Origin of the sequence: Brenneria nigrifluens DSM 30175 = ATCC 13028, from assembly GCF_005484965.1 — a bacterium.
Taxonomy (GTDB): domain Bacteria; phylum Pseudomonadota; class Gammaproteobacteria; order Enterobacterales; family Enterobacteriaceae; genus Brenneria; species Brenneria nigrifluens.
The window spans coordinates 855,470-868,410 of sequence record NZ_CP034036.1 but is presented as its reverse complement, the minus strand read 5'-3'; the positions used below and the strand labels follow the sequence as shown (position 1 = coordinate 868,410).

Sequence of the window (12,941 nt, the reverse complement as noted above, 5' to 3'; positions counted from 1 at the left end):
AACGCTGCTTGCAGCAGCCCCAACGGGGCGAGGCCCAGGGAGGGGCCGAGTAACGCAGCCAACGCATCTGCAGCTTGAAGTATGACGGGTATAGCCCAGTATAGTAGAAGACAATGCGCTATTTATCCCCGTTCCCTTTCGCGCTGCGCAGCGCAGCGGAACTATCCGGATGCGCTTCACCACGGCGCAGGGCGAAAAAAACCGCCAGCGCGGAAAGCAGCGTGATCGCCATCAGCCATAGCAGCAACGGATGAAACGAGGCGGCATAAAGCTGCTGAAGCTGCGTCGCGCTGGAGTGCGGCAGGAGAGGCTGCGCCCGCGACAGGTCTCCCGTTGCCAGCCGCTGCGCCGCCTCGCCGACATTCCCGACGGCGTCGGAGGCCAGCAGCGCCGTATGGATAAACGCGGCGAGCATCGCCCCGACCGTCGCCAGCGCAAGCCCTTCGCCGGCCACCCGCGTGGTGCTGAAAATGCCGCTCGCCATCCCCGCCCGTTCAAGCGGCACGACGCCGATGGACAGTCCGTCCATCAGTCCCCACGGCAGGCCGGTGCCGATGCCAATCACCAGCATCGGCGCAATCATCCCCGGCACGTCCTGCGCCAGCACCGCCTGACTCAGCCAGCCAAGACCGCCGGCGGCAATCACCAGCCCGGCGGTGCACAGTTTCCCCGGCGATATCCAGCGCGTCAGCCATCCCGCCAGCAGCGGAACGATCAGCATGGGCAGCGATAGCGCCATCATCATCAGCCCGGCGCGCGCTTCGCTCAAACCGACCACGCCGATAAACAGCATCGGCAACAGCACCAGCAGCACCACGAAGCAAAAACCGGTGGCCAGCGGCAGCGCCTGTACGCCGATAAAACGCGGGAAGCGAAACAGCGACAGCTCAAGCATCGGGTGCGCCACCCGCAGCTCCACGCGGATAAACACCGCCAGCAGCAGCGCCGCGCTCGCCAACAGCGACAATACCAGCGCGCTGCGCAGACCGTATTGCGGAATAGCCATCAGCGCCCAGGTCAGCAGCGCCAGCATAGCGGTAAACGACAGCGTTCCCGGCCAGTCGATTCCCGTTGCCTGCGGATTGCGCGTTTCACGCATTTTTGACGTGCCGGTCAGCAGGGAAAGCAGAGCGACGGCGGCGATGGAAAAAAACACCGAGCGCCAGCCCCAATGGGCGATCAGCGTCCCGGCAAGAAACGGCCCGAACGCCAGGCCGATGCCAAAACTGCTGCCGAGCAGGCTGAAAGCCCGAGTCCGCGCGTGCCCGGTAAACTCCTGAGCCAGCGCCGCGGAGCCCCCGGCCAATGCCGCGGCGGCGGCCACTCCCTGCGCCGCGCGCAACAGGTTAATCCCGATCAGGCTGCCGCTGAGCGCCTGCAATAAGGAAAACAGCGCGAACAGCGCCACCCCGCCGATAAACACCTTCTTCCTGCCGAATTCATCCGCCAGCGCGCCGGCCGCCATCAGGGTACAGCCGAAACTGAGCATAAAGGCGTTGGTGATCCAGCTCAGCGCCTGAGCGCCGCCCCCCAGTTCATGGGCGATGGCCGATGTCGCCACCGCGCCGCCGACAAAGTTGAGCGGCAGGATCACCGACGCCAGACACACGGTGAACAATACGCGGAGGCTGCCCGTCGCGCGGATAGATAAAGACTTCATCGCTTTCCCCTGCAAAGTAATTCGTGCTAAAAATGATAAAATGTCTTCAATTAAACAAAAACAGGCTTCATGTCCGTTCATTGCGGACTAAATAGCTCGAATAGGCGGAAGGAAGATAGTGCGATGGACAGTCTCAACGGATTAGTGGCGTTTGTGCGCGCCGCGCAGAGTCAGAGCTTTGTCGCCGCCGCCGAACGAATAGGCATTTCCGCATCGGCGGTCGGCAAAAGCGTGGCGCGGCTGGAAGAAAAACTCAACGTGCGTTTGTTCAATCGCAGTACCCGGCGCATCAGCCTGACCGATGAAGGTCAGCTGTTCTTCGAGCGCTGCCAACATATCGTGGCGCAACTGGAGGAGGCCGAGCAGGAGCTGGTGCGGATCTCCGCCGCGCCGCGCGGCAAATTGCGCATCACCGCTCCGGCGATTGGCTATCGCATGCTGCTGCCTCATTTGCCTGAATTCCGGCAACGTTACCCCGAAGTGGAACTGGATCTCGATTTCAGCGACCGCATGGTGGATATGATTAATGAGGGCTTTGATATTGCGATCCGCAGCGGCGAGCTACTCAGTTCACAAATGATGTCGCGCCGACTGGGGCCGTTTCGTTTCGTCATTGTCGGCAGTCCGGCCTATTTTGCCGACCGCCCGCCCCCGCAGACCCCGCAAGCGCTGCAACATCACGCCTGCCTGCGTTACCGCTTTCCCAATAACGGCCAATGGCAAGAGTGGGATATCGACGATGCCTCGCCGGTGGCGTTACCGCTGGCGCTCAGCAGCAACAATCTGGAGTCGCTATTACAGGCGGCGCTGCAGGGGCTGGGCATTGCCTATGTGCCGGAATTTATCGTGCGGGACTATCTGGCATCCGGGGAACTGATATCGGTACTGGCGCCCTATCTGAAAGAAGCGGGAAAATTCTCCGTCGTCTGGCCGAGCAGCCGTCATATGCTGCCGAAAGTGCGGGTATTTATTGATTTCCTGAGCGAAAAGCAGGTGCTGGGTTGATGAATTCAGCTTAAATTACAGACAAAAAAAACCTACGCATCCGCGTAGGTTGGTGTAATCAAATGGTTCAATGTACAGAGCACATCGATTTATCACCAATCAATACCTCTGGGACTTGATACTCTAAAGATAGCGCGCCGGGTACACCAGCACAGAATCGAAAGAGTTCTGCTCTAAATGCAACCAACTGTAAAATTATGCCGGGTAATGTAATACCCCTGACGGCCGACCGGCATCGTGCCGCGATGCGGTTGCAAAAATCGTGCTGCCGCGTCAGGTAAAGGTGGGGGGTTACCGAGGGCCGTCGGTCTGGGATGGCGGCGGATTTTTCGCCGTCGCCGCGGCGGTGGCCGGGTCGTACTCGACCGCGCCCAGCAGGGCATCAAGCAGGCCGGGAAAGCGCGCGTCCAGATCCTCGCGGCGCAGCGACAGCAGATTCTCGCGCCCGTAGGGCCGCTGCCAGATCACGCCGCTGTCGCGCAGCACCCGCCAGTGGTGAGTCAGGGTTGACTTAGAGATACCCTGCAGCACCGAGCCGCAGGAGTATTCGCCGCCGTCGGCCAGCACCCGCAGTACGGCGAGGCGTAGCGGGTTGCCTAGCGCGGTAAGCACATTTTCCAGGCGAATCTGGTCGCGATCGGGGTGGTTGGCAATCATTCCAGCACGGTATCCAATAGTACGAGGAGTGTCAAACACTCCCCGGTTGAGGGCACAGCGTTTTTAAACCAATTCCAACGCCAGCAGTTCTTCCAGCGTCTGGCGGCGGCGGATCGGCCGCGTCTTTCCCTGTTCGAACAACACTTCAGGCAGCAGCGGACGGCTATTGTAGTTGGAGGACATGGACGCCCCGTAAGCGCCGGTATCGTGGAACACCAGATAATCCCCCACCTGCGCCTGCGGCAGCGCGATGGTTTCCACGCCGCCCCCCGCCTGCTGGGTAAAGACATCGCCGGATTCGCACAGCGGCCCGGCAATCACGCTGTCGCGCAGCGGCGCCTGGCCGATATCGCGGTCGTCGCCCGGCAACAGGGATATATGGTGATAGCTGCCGTACATCGCCGGACGCATCAGGTCGTTGAAACCGGCGTCCACCAGTACGAAGTGACGGCCGCCCATATCCTTCACCGCGCGCACTTCCGCCACCAGCACGCCGGATTCGGCCACCAGAAAGCGTCCCGGCTCGATTTCCAGCGTCACCGGATGCCCCAGATGGGCGGCGATTTTCTCGCGGGCGGCATTCCACAGCCCGAAGTAATGTTCGGTATTAATGGATTCTTCGCCGTCGCGGTAGGGAATGGATAAGCCGCCGCCGGCCGAGATCGCCTCAATATCGTGGCCCAGGGTAATCACCTGTTGCACCATGGCGTCGCACACCTGTTCCAGATGACCGTAATCCACGCCGGAACCGATATGCATATGTATGCCCACCAGCTTCAGTTGGTAACGCCGGATCTGCGCCAGCGCCTGCGGCAGATCGCCGTACCAGATGCCGTGTTTGCTGTTCTCGCCGCCGGTATTGGTTTTCTGGCTGTGGCCGTGGCCGAAACCGGGGTTGACCCGCAGCCATACCGCATGCCCCGGCGACTGGCGTCCCAGCTGTTCCAGCATATCCACCGACCCCGCGTTGACCGGGATCTTCAGCTCCGTCACCCGCTGTAATGTCGGACGATCCAGCAGGTCGGCGGTAAAGACGATTTCATGATCGTCGGTGCCCGGCACAAAACCCGCCACCAGCGCGCGCTCAATTTCCCCCAGCGATACCGAATCCACCTTGACGCCCTGCTGACGCATCAGGCGCAGAATATGCGTATTGGAACAGGCTTTCTGCGCAAAGCGAATGGTATCGAAGCGGCGCAGCCTGGCGATACGCTCGATGATGGTTTGCGCATCATACGCCCACACCGGGCAGCCGAAGCGAGCCGGCAGTTCGCGCAGGCTTTGCGCGTTGAGCGCGTGCGTGGCGTCATTCAAATCGTGCGGCATAACGTTTCCCCGAAACAAAAAAATGACCATTTAGCGAATGTTTGTATTATGCCGATGGTCTGTTTGGTAATAAAATATCTATATATGGTTACTCTATTCATTTTTGATATACCAGGTTACCCAAACAGGATCCACGATGGCGGCCGTATCACTGAGACATATTGAGATTTTCCACGCGGTAATGACCACCGGAAATCTGACGGAGGCCGCCGCGCTGCTGAACACCTCGCAGCCGACGGTGAGCCGCGAACTGGCGCGGTTTGAAAAACTGATTCAGATGACGCTGTTCGAACGCCAGCGCGGGCGGCTTTATCCCACCGCGCAGGGCCTGCAGCTATTTGAGGAAGTGCAGCGCTCCTATTACGGGCTGGAGCGGATTATCAACGCCGCGGGCGATATCCGCCGTTTTCAGCAGGCGCAGCTGTCGGTCGCCTGTCTGCCGGTATTTTCCCAATCGCTGCTGCCGGACGTCTGTAAACCGCTGCTTAGCCGCTATCCGTCGCTTAATCTGCATATCATTCCGCAGGAGTCTCCGCTGCTGGAGGAGTGGCTCTCCGCCCAGCGCCACGATCTGGGGCTGACCGAAAACAGCGTTGCCCCGGCCGGGACCGAACGTCAGACCCTGATGATGCTTAATGAAGTGTGCGTACTGCCGGCCCGCCATCCTCTGGCGGCCAAAGCTCAGCTTATTCCGGCGGACTTCGCCGGCGAACCCTTTATCAGCCTGTCGAGCGCCGACGGCTATCGCCAACTGCTGGATAAACTGTTTCAGCAGGCGGGCATCTCCCGCCGGATGGTATTGGAAACCCACAGCGCGGCGTCGGTGTGCGCCATGGTGCGCGCCGGCGCCGGCATCTCCATCGTCAATCCGCTGACCGCGCTGGATTACGCCTCTTCCGGGGTGGTGGTGCGCGCGTTCAGTATCGAGGTGCCTTTCACCGTCAGCCTGATTCGCCCGCTGCACCGCCCGACCTCGGCGCTGGTGGAGACCTTTATCGCCGAGCTGAAACTGTACGCGCAAAGCGTGCCCGAGCGCCTGCGGCAGGTGTTGCGGCCTTAGCCGTAATGCGGAAAGCCTACTGCTCCATGTTAGTTAATATATAAACGAGTGTTGCGCAGTGCGCAACACTCGATATAATGTTTCTCATGGCGCGGGAGCGGGAAAGCTATTAATAATCGGGGACAAAAAAGGGCAATGGTCCATAACAGTTACAGGGAACTGGCGCATTACATTTGAATTTATCGATGGGAATGCCTATATCGTTAATTATAAGGATTACCACTGATGACTATGCATAACCCCCCGCATCCGGGGGAAATCATTGCCGAAACCCTAGAAGAATTGGGTGTAGGCATCAGAGAACTAGCCAGGGCGCTCGGTGTCGCGCCATCTACCGTGCAACGTCTTGTTGCGGGCAATGCCGCTATCAGTCCTGAAATGGCAGTGAGGCTATCCACCGTTCTGGGTAGTTCGGCGAAGTTTTGGCTAAACCTTCAGGACAATTACAGTCTTTGGATAGCTCACCAGACCGTTGACACGTCAACCTTGCACAAACTTGTTGCTGCATGATATGAGGCCACTACGCTGGCCTTCATGTAATGACAGAATGCACTAAAATTTCTTTTACCTGTTTGCCGAATCTTTTATTTTCACGGTAAACGTATTTACCCTTTTCTTTCACGCCGACAGTACAGCGGTAGCTGTACGGTGCCACCGGCGCGCTGACGCTTCTCTATGCTATAGTATGCCATATTAATTTTTTCGCTTTTCAGGTCCCCATAAATATGGGGGCTGACAAAGCGTCAATACGCCAAAATGATAAAAATGCACGAAAATATAGCCACGGAAAAATCAGCAAAAACAAGCATAAACACTGATAACCCGCAGAAACACCCCCCTCACCGCTTCTCCGTCGCCCCCATGCTCGACTGGACGGACCGCCACTGCCGTTATTTTCTGCGCCGGTTGACCCGCCACGCCCTGCTGTATACCGAAATGGTCACCACCGGCGCCATTATTCACGGCAAAGGGGATTATCTGGCCTACAGCGAGGAAGAGCATCCGCTGGCATTGCAACTCGGCGGCAGCGATCCCGAAGCGTTGGCGCAGTGCGCGCAACTGGCGGAACAGCGCGGCTATGACGAGGTGAATCTGAACGTCGGTTGCCCGTCCGATCGGGTGCAGAACGGCCGATTCGGCGCCTGCCTGATGGGGGAAGCCCCGCTGGTGGCCGACTGCGTCAAGGCGATGAAGGATCGGGTCGCCATCCCGGTGACGGTGAAAACCCGCATCGGCATCGACGATCGCGATAGCTATGAATTTCTGTGCGACTTTATCCACACCGTCGCCGAGCGCGGCGGCTGCGACACCTTTATCGTGCATGCGCGCAAAGCCTGGCTCTCCGGCCTGAGCCCGAAAGAGAACCGCGAAATTCCGCCGTTGGATTACCCGCGGGTTTATCAACTGAAACGCGACTTTCCCGCGCTGACTATCGCCATTAACGGCGGCGTCAAAACGCTGGAAGAAGCCAAAATCCATCTGCAACATCTGGACGGCGTGATGATGGGGCGCGAAGCCTACCACAACCCCGGTATCCTGGCGCAGGTGGATGCTGAACTGTTCGGCGTACCGGCCGCCAGCCTGGATCTGGTCGCGGCGGTTCAGGCCATGTATCCCTATATCGAGCGCGAATTATCCCAAGGCGCAGCGCTGGGCCATATCACCCGCCATATGCTGGGCCTGTTTCAGGGCGTGACCGGCGCGCGCCAGTGGCGGCGCTATCTGAGTGAAAACGCGCACAAACCGGGGGCGGATGCCGCCGTGGTTGAGCGAGCGCTGGCGCTGGTTAACCATTCCGCGCGCTGAAAAGACCAATAGTTAGTCTTTTTGACTAACGCCGAACGCGCCTTTCTTAATCTGTTGCTGATAAATCAATGAGTTATCGGCAACGCATCTTGGCACGATTCTTGTTATACCCTATGGCATGACCTTGATGCGGCAACCGACGACAATCACGCCACGGCTGCCGATACATCAAGATTAATCTCGTGCACAGCACATTCAGCCGCAACAGGAGCGCGCCATGTTGGAAATTTTCTTCGTTATTGGTTTTTTTATCATGCTGATGGTGACCGGAGTGTCATTGTTGGGGGTTATCGCCGCCCTGTTTGTCGCCGCCTTTTTTATGCTGCTAGGCGGGCTGTTCGTGATGGCCATCAAAGTGCTGCCCTGGCTGTTGCTGGCCGTCGCGGCGGTGTGGATATGGCGTCATTTCCAACAAAAACCGCTGCGCTATTATCGGTAACGATTGCGGATAACCCATCATAGCCTTGGGTAAAGGCATCGCGCTGCGGCTTTTATGCAAAATTGTGCGCCAGCAGATATTTTTCCCTTCTTGCGGCTGCTAGGATGTCGCCACAATTTGTTGGCGGCTTTGTAGTCCAGCTCTTGACCGGGCAAAAGCAGCAAACAACAAGATTTCATCAGCGTCAGAAAACTACCGTCACGCAGGCAGTGGCACCTTATATAACGACGCCCGCTGTACCCTACATACAGTTTGATGAAATAAGCGTCACTGCAAAGGCCTCCGTAAGGGGGCCTTTTGCTTTACTGAGCGCAAGCCATTACAGACCGGGGATCAACAGGCTGGAACCCTGCGTGCCGCGGCTTTCCAGCGCACGGTGCGCCGACTGCGCGTCCGCCAGCGCAAAGGTCTGGCTGGCCGGAACGTCCACCTTGATGGCGCCGCTGGCCAGCAGGGAGAACAGCGCATTGCCGGCCTGTTCCAGTTCGGCGCGATTGGTTATGTACCCCCCTAACGACGGGCGGGTAACGTACAGCGACCCTTTCTGATTCAGCAGCCCCAGATTAACCCCGGTTACCGGCCCGGACGCATTGCCGAAGCTGACCATTAATCCGCGACGGCGCAGGCTGTCCAGCGAGGGTTCCCAGGTATCTTTCCCCACCGAATCGTACACCACGGCCACCTTTTCGCCGCCGGTCAATTCGGCGACCCGCCCGGCGATATTTTCGGTGCGGTAATTAATGGTTTCCCAGGCGCCCGCCTGTTTTGCCCGCTGCGCTTTTTCATCGGACCCCACCGTGCCGATCAGTTTGGCGCCCAGCGCTTTCGCCCACTGGCTGGCAATCAGCCCGACGCCGCCCGCCGCGGCATGGAATAGAAAGATTTCATTCGGTTTGAGCGCATAAGTCTGATGGAACAGGTAGTAAACCGTGAGCCCTTTCAGGAACGATGCCGCCGCCTGCTCAAAGCTGATGCTGTCCGGCAGTAGCGCCACTCGCGCTTCCGTCACGTTATGCACCTCGCTATACGCTCCCAGCGTCGATTGCGCATAAACCACCCGATCGCCGACTTGCAGATGCCGCACGCCCGCGCCGACTTTCGCCACCACCCCCGCCGCTTCCGTCCCCAGCCCGGAAGGCAGTTCGGGAACCGGATACAGGCCGCTGCGCACGTAAGTGTCGATGAAATTGATGCCGATGGCGCGGTTTTCTATCTGAACCTCGCCCGCGGCGGGCTCGGCGGGCGTGAAATCAACATATTGCAGAACCTCCGGGCCGCCATAAGCCCTGAACTGAATGCGTTTTGCCATGTCGCTTCCTCTCTTTGTGTGTATTAGAAGTGTGTTATTCGTCGCTTTCAGATATACAATGCCCTCTTAATCAATGGCAAATCAACTGGTAAAAGAACTCGTTTCATGGCAGAAAAAAGACCGACCAATAAATCGAATGAACCCCGAGACCGCCAGATGGAAGGTCTGAAGCTTCCGCCGCATTCGCTGGAAGCGGAACAATCGGTATTGGGTGGCCTGATGCTCGATAATGAGCGCTGGGATAACGTCGCCGAACGCGTTGTCGCCAACGATTTCTATAATCGCGCCCACCGTCTGATTTTCACTGAAATGCAGCGCCTGCTGGAAATGAGTCGGCCGATAGACCTGATCACCCTGTCCGAATCGCTTGAACAACAGGGTGCGCTGGAATCGGCGGGCGGTTTTGCCTATCTGGCCGAGCTGGCGAAAAACACCCCCAGCGCGGCCAATATCGGCGCCTATGCCGATATCGTGCGCGAACGCGCCGTGGTGCGCGAGATGATTTCCGTCGCCAATGAAATTGCCGACGCCGGGTACGATCCGCAGGGGCGCAGCAGTGAAGATCTGCTCGATCTGGCGGAATCCCGCGTCTTTCAGATTGCCGAAAACCGCGCCAGCAAAGATGAAGGCCCGAAAAGCATCGACCGCATCCTGGAAGATACCGTCGCCCGCATCGAACAGCTTTATCAGAAGCCGCACGACGGCGTTACCGGCGTGGATACCGGCTATCAGGATCTCAATAAAAAGACCGCCGGCCTGCAAAAATCCGACCTGATTATCGTGGCGGCGCGCCCGTCGATGGGTAAAACCACCTTTGCGATGAACCTGTGCGAACACGCGGCGATGACCCAGGATAAACCGGTGCTGATCTTCAGTCTGGAAATGCCCGGCAATCAGATCATGATGCGTATGCTGGCGTCGCTGTCGCGCGTGGATCAGACCCGTATCCGCACCGGCCAGCTGGACGATGAGGATTGGGCGCGCATTTCCAGCACCATGGGGATCCTGCTGGAAAAACGCAATATGTACATCGATGACTCCTCCGGCCTGACGCCAACCGAAGTTCGCTCCCGCGCCCGCCGGGTATTTCGCGAACACGACGGCCTGAGCCTGATTATGATCGACTACCTGCAATTGATGCGCGTTCCGTCCCTATCCGATAACCGTACGCTGGAAATCGCCGAAATTTCCCGTTCGCTCAAAGCATTGGCAAAAGAATTGCAAGTCCCTGTCGTCGCGCTGTCCCAGCTTAACCGTAGTCTGGAGCAGCGGGCGGATAAACGGCCGGTTAACTCCGACCTGCGTGAATCCGGCTCCATCGAGCAGGACGCCGACCTGATTATGTTTATCTATCGTGATGAGGTTTATCATGAAAACAGCGACATGAAAGGTATCGCCGAAATTATTTTAGGGAAACAGCGTAACGGCCCGATCGGTTCCGTTCGTTTGACCTTTAACGGGCAGTGGTCGCGCTTTGATAATTACGCCGGCCCACAATACGATGACGAATAACGCACTGCGAGCATAGTGCGTTAAGGACTAAAAAATGAAAACGGCAACCGCCGTCATTAATCGCCGCGCGTTGCGTCACAATCTGCAACGGATCCGCCAACTGGCCCCGCAAAGCCGCCTGGTTGCGGTAGTAAAAGCCAATGCCTACGGCCACGGCATCATTGAAGCTGCCCGCGCCTTTTGCGAGGCTGATTGTTACGGCGTCGCCCGGCTTTCAGAAGCGCTGGCGCTGCGCGCGGCGGGCATCGACAAACCCATCCTGCTGCTGGAGGGTTTTTTCTCCGCCGACGAACTCCCCCTGGCGGCGGAGCATCAACTGGAAACCGCGGTTCACAGCCCGGAACAACTCGCCGCGCTGGAACAGGCGACGCTGCCGCAGCCCGTTCGCGCGTGGATGAAGCTCGATACCGGAATGCATCGCCTTGGCGTACTGCCGGAACACGCCGAAGCCTTCTACCGGCGGCTGGCGCAATGCCGCAATGTGGTGCAACCGGTGAACATTATGAGCCATTTTTGCCGCGCCGATGAGCCGCAGGTGGATACCACCGTACGCCAACTCGACTGCTTTGACGCTTTTGTCGCCGATAAACCCGGCGCACGATCCATCGCCGCCTCCGGCGGCATTCTACTGTGGCCGCAGTCGCATCGCGATCAGGTGCGGCCGGGCATCATCCTGTACGGCGTCTCGCCGCTGGAAACCGCAGACGCCGCCCATTTTGGCTTCCAGCCCGCCATGACCCTGACCTCGCAGCTGATTGCCGTGCGCGATCACAAAGCGGGAGAACCCGTTGGCTACGGCGGCATCTGGACCAGTAAGCGCGATACCCGGCTGGGAGTGGTGGCTATCGGCTACGGCGACGGCTACCCGCGCAGCGCGCCGGCCGGCACGCCGGTGCGGATAAATGGACGCGAAGTACCGCTGGCCGGACGGGTTTCCATGGATATGATTACCGTGGATCTGGGGCCGGATGCCCAAGACAAGGTTGGCGATGAAGTGATTCTATGGGGCGAAAAATTGCTCGTGGAGAAAATCGCCGCCCATACCGGCGTCAGTGCCTACGAGCTGATTACCCGGTTAACGCAACGTACCCAGCTGGAATACATTGATAATTAGAATAACCGCAAATAACGGTGTGACGTTATAAGTAAAAAAGCGCCATCAAGGCGCTTAAATTCGAAGACAACCCCTTCACTTTTACGGTCATCCCCGCACAGGCGGGGATCTTCTTGCTATCACTGCCCGACAGCCAGCCATTGACCAACGATTTTCTGATACTGCCCGGTGGCTTTCGTCAGGTGCAGCCACTGATCGACATACAATTTCCAACTGATATCCTCCCGCGGCAGCATATAGGCCTTTTCCCCATACTGTAACGGTTTATCCGGGTTAATCGCGCACAGTTTCGGGTAATGTTTCTGCTGAAACAACGCTTCCGACGCTTCCGTCACCATCACATCCGCTTTCTTATCCACCAGTTGCTGGAAGATGGTCACGTTGTCATGCAATATCAGCGTCGCCTGAGGCAGATATTTATGCGCGAAGGCTTCATTGGTGCCGCCCGCCGGTTCAATCAGGCGTACCGACGGCTGATTAAGCTGCTCAATCGTCTGGTATTTGTCTTTATTTTCACAACGCGCCAGCGGGATTTTGCCATCCACATCCAACGTGTTGGTAAAGAACACTTTTTTCTGCCGTTCCAGCGTGACGGAAATCCCGCCCATGGCAATATCGCATTTTCCAGACTGGAAATCAGGCATCAGCGTTTTCCAGGTGGTGTTCACCCAGTTAACCTTCACGCCCAGGCTTTGCGCCAGCGACTCGGCCATCGAGATATCAATTCCCTCGTAGCGCCCGTCGGCGTGTCGATAGGTATAGGGCTTGTAGTCTCCTGTGGTGCACACGCTCAGCACGCCCTGTTGCTGAACCTTATCCAGATGAGACTGCGCGCTTACGCCTTCAGCGATTAACAGCAAAGCCAGCGGACACCATTTGATCATTACGTTTTCCCCATAAGTAAAAATAGACGGTTGGCAAAAGCAGCAGTATACACAAATAAGATGCGCCGACAGCGCGGCGGATTTCCACCGCTACCGGGACGCCGGCGATAAAAAACCCATAGACAACGCGGGGTAAAAAACTGGTAGTCTGGGAGATTATTTTCCCGCG

Annotated in this window: 12 protein-coding genes and 2 pseudogenes; 8 read left to right on the top strand and 6 right to left on the bottom strand. The window is 58.0% G+C overall.

Annotated elements, in window-relative coordinates:
* Positions 1–118: 118 nt before the first annotated feature.
* A complete protein-coding gene (locus EH206_RS03920) occupies positions 119–1,660 on the bottom strand; it encodes an MFS transporter (protein ID WP_009111518.1) in 1,542 nt (513 codons plus the stop codon).
* A 123-nt stretch (positions 1,661–1,783) separates the two neighbouring features.
* Between EH206_RS03920 and EH206_RS03915 the strand changes: the two genes are divergently transcribed.
* Positions 1,784–2,665 (top strand): LysR substrate-binding domain-containing protein, encoded by an 882-nt coding sequence (locus tag EH206_RS03915; RefSeq protein WP_009111517.1) that lies wholly within the window; start codon positions 1,784–1,786, stop codon positions 2,663–2,665.
* Positions 2,666–2,956: 291 nt separating this feature from the next.
* Here EH206_RS03915 and EH206_RS03910 read toward each other — a convergent pair whose 3' ends face one another.
* Both EH206_RS03910 and lysA read right to left on the bottom strand, forming a co-directional pair.
* Complete coding sequence (locus tag EH206_RS03910) at positions 2,957–3,322, bottom strand: ArsR/SmtB family transcription factor (protein WP_009111516.1); 366 nt, start codon at positions 3,320–3,322, stop codon at positions 2,957–2,959.
* A gap of 63 nt (positions 3,323–3,385) precedes the next feature.
* Complete coding sequence (gene lysA, locus EH206_RS03905) at positions 3,386–4,648, bottom strand: diaminopimelate decarboxylase (protein WP_009111515.1); 1,263 nt, start codon at positions 4,646–4,648, stop codon at positions 3,386–3,388.
* Positions 4,649–4,784: 136 nt separating this feature from the next.
* Here lysA and EH206_RS03900 point away from each other — a divergent pair, with 136 nt between their 5' ends.
* From EH206_RS03900 to EH206_RS03890, 3 genes and pseudogenes are all read left to right on the top strand, one after another.
* Positions 4,785–5,708, top strand: coding sequence for a LysR family transcriptional regulator (locus EH206_RS03900; RefSeq protein WP_009111514.1), 924 nt, complete (start codon positions 4,785–4,787; stop codon positions 5,706–5,708).
* Positions 5,709–5,826: 118 nt separating this feature from the next.
* A pseudogene (locus tag EH206_RS23300) lies at positions 5,827–5,934 on the top strand (type II toxin-antitoxin system RelE/ParE family toxin); the annotation flags it as partial.
* A complete protein-coding gene (locus EH206_RS03890; protein ID WP_009111513.1) occupies positions 5,934–6,218 on the top strand; it encodes a HigA family addiction module antitoxin in 285 nt (94 codons plus the stop codon). The pseudogene EH206_RS23300 and the gene EH206_RS03890, both read left to right, overlap by 1 nt.
* A gap of 61 nt (positions 6,219–6,279) precedes the next feature.
* Here EH206_RS03890 and EH206_RS23295 read toward each other — a convergent pair.
* A pseudogene (locus EH206_RS23295) lies at positions 6,280–6,400 on the bottom strand (site-specific integrase); the annotation flags it as partial.
* Positions 6,401–6,473: 73 nt separating this feature from the next.
* Between EH206_RS23295 and dusA the strand changes: the two are divergent.
* Together dusA and pspG are read left to right on the top strand one after the other, a co-directional pair.
* Positions 6,474–7,514: a tRNA dihydrouridine(20/20a) synthase DusA gene (gene dusA, locus EH206_RS03880; RefSeq protein WP_009111512.1), complete on the top strand. Its 1,041-nt coding sequence runs from the start codon at positions 6,474–6,476 to the stop codon at positions 7,512–7,514.
* Positions 7,515–7,731: 217 nt separating this feature from the next.
* Positions 7,732–7,953, top strand: coding sequence for an envelope stress response protein PspG (gene pspG, locus EH206_RS03875; protein ID WP_009111511.1), 222 nt, complete (start codon positions 7,732–7,734; stop codon positions 7,951–7,953).
* Positions 7,954–8,272: 319 nt separating this feature from the next.
* Here pspG and EH206_RS03870 read toward each other — a convergent pair whose 3' ends face one another.
* Positions 8,273–9,262, bottom strand: coding sequence for a quinone oxidoreductase (locus tag EH206_RS03870; RefSeq protein WP_009111510.1), 990 nt, complete (start codon positions 9,260–9,262; stop codon positions 8,273–8,275).
* A gap of 105 nt (positions 9,263–9,367) precedes the next feature.
* Here EH206_RS03870 and dnaB point away from each other — a divergent pair, with 105 nt between their 5' ends.
* Complete coding sequence (gene dnaB, locus EH206_RS03865) at positions 9,368–10,774, top strand: replicative DNA helicase (RefSeq protein ID WP_009111509.1); 1,407 nt, start codon at positions 9,368–9,370, stop codon at positions 10,772–10,774.
* A gap of 34 nt (positions 10,775–10,808) precedes the next feature.
* Positions 10,809–11,888, top strand: a complete 1,080-nt coding sequence (gene alr / locus EH206_RS03860; RefSeq protein ID WP_009111508.1) for an alanine racemase — start codon at positions 10,809–10,811, stop codon at positions 11,886–11,888.
* Between the two features lie 119 nt (positions 11,889–12,007).
* Here the strand turns inward: alr and EH206_RS03855 are convergent, their stop codons facing one another.
* A complete protein-coding gene (locus EH206_RS03855) occupies positions 12,008–12,772 on the bottom strand; it encodes a transporter substrate-binding domain-containing protein (RefSeq protein ID WP_009111507.1) in 765 nt (254 codons plus the stop codon).
* Positions 12,773–12,941 lie beyond the last annotated feature (169 nt).

Excerpts from the sequence above, each read along its gene's own strand:
- EH206_RS03920 (WP_009111518.1), bottom strand. The coding sequence starts at position 1,660 with ATGAAGTCTTTATCTATCCGCGCGACGGGCAGCCTCCGCGTATTGTTC.
- EH206_RS03915 (WP_009111517.1), top strand. The coding sequence starts at position 1,784 with ATGGACAGTCTCAACGGATTAGTGGCGTTTGTGCGCGCCGCGCAGAGT.
- EH206_RS03910 (WP_009111516.1), bottom strand. The coding sequence starts at position 3,322 with ATGATTGCCAACCACCCCGATCGCGACCAGATTCGCCTGGAAAATGTG.
- lysA (WP_009111515.1), bottom strand. The coding sequence starts at position 4,648 with ATGCCGCACGATTTGAATGACGCCACGCACGCGCTCAACGCGCAAAGC.
- EH206_RS03900 (WP_009111514.1), top strand. The coding sequence starts at position 4,785 with ATGGCGGCCGTATCACTGAGACATATTGAGATTTTCCACGCGGTAATG.
- EH206_RS03890 (WP_009111513.1), top strand. The coding sequence starts at position 5,934 with ATGACTATGCATAACCCCCCGCATCCGGGGGAAATCATTGCCGAAACC.
- dusA (WP_009111512.1), top strand. The coding sequence starts at position 6,474 with ATGCACGAAAATATAGCCACGGAAAAATCAGCAAAAACAAGCATAAAC.
- pspG (WP_009111511.1), top strand. The coding sequence starts at position 7,732 with ATGTTGGAAATTTTCTTCGTTATTGGTTTTTTTATCATGCTGATGGTG.
- EH206_RS03870 (WP_009111510.1), bottom strand. The coding sequence starts at position 9,262 with ATGGCAAAACGCATTCAGTTCAGGGCTTATGGCGGCCCGGAGGTTCTG.
- dnaB (WP_009111509.1), top strand. The coding sequence starts at position 9,368 with ATGGCAGAAAAAAGACCGACCAATAAATCGAATGAACCCCGAGACCGC.
- alr (WP_009111508.1), top strand. The coding sequence starts at position 10,809 with ATGAAAACGGCAACCGCCGTCATTAATCGCCGCGCGTTGCGTCACAAT.
- EH206_RS03855 (WP_009111507.1), bottom strand. The coding sequence starts at position 12,772 with ATGATCAAATGGTGTCCGCTGGCTTTGCTGTTAATCGCTGAAGGCGTA.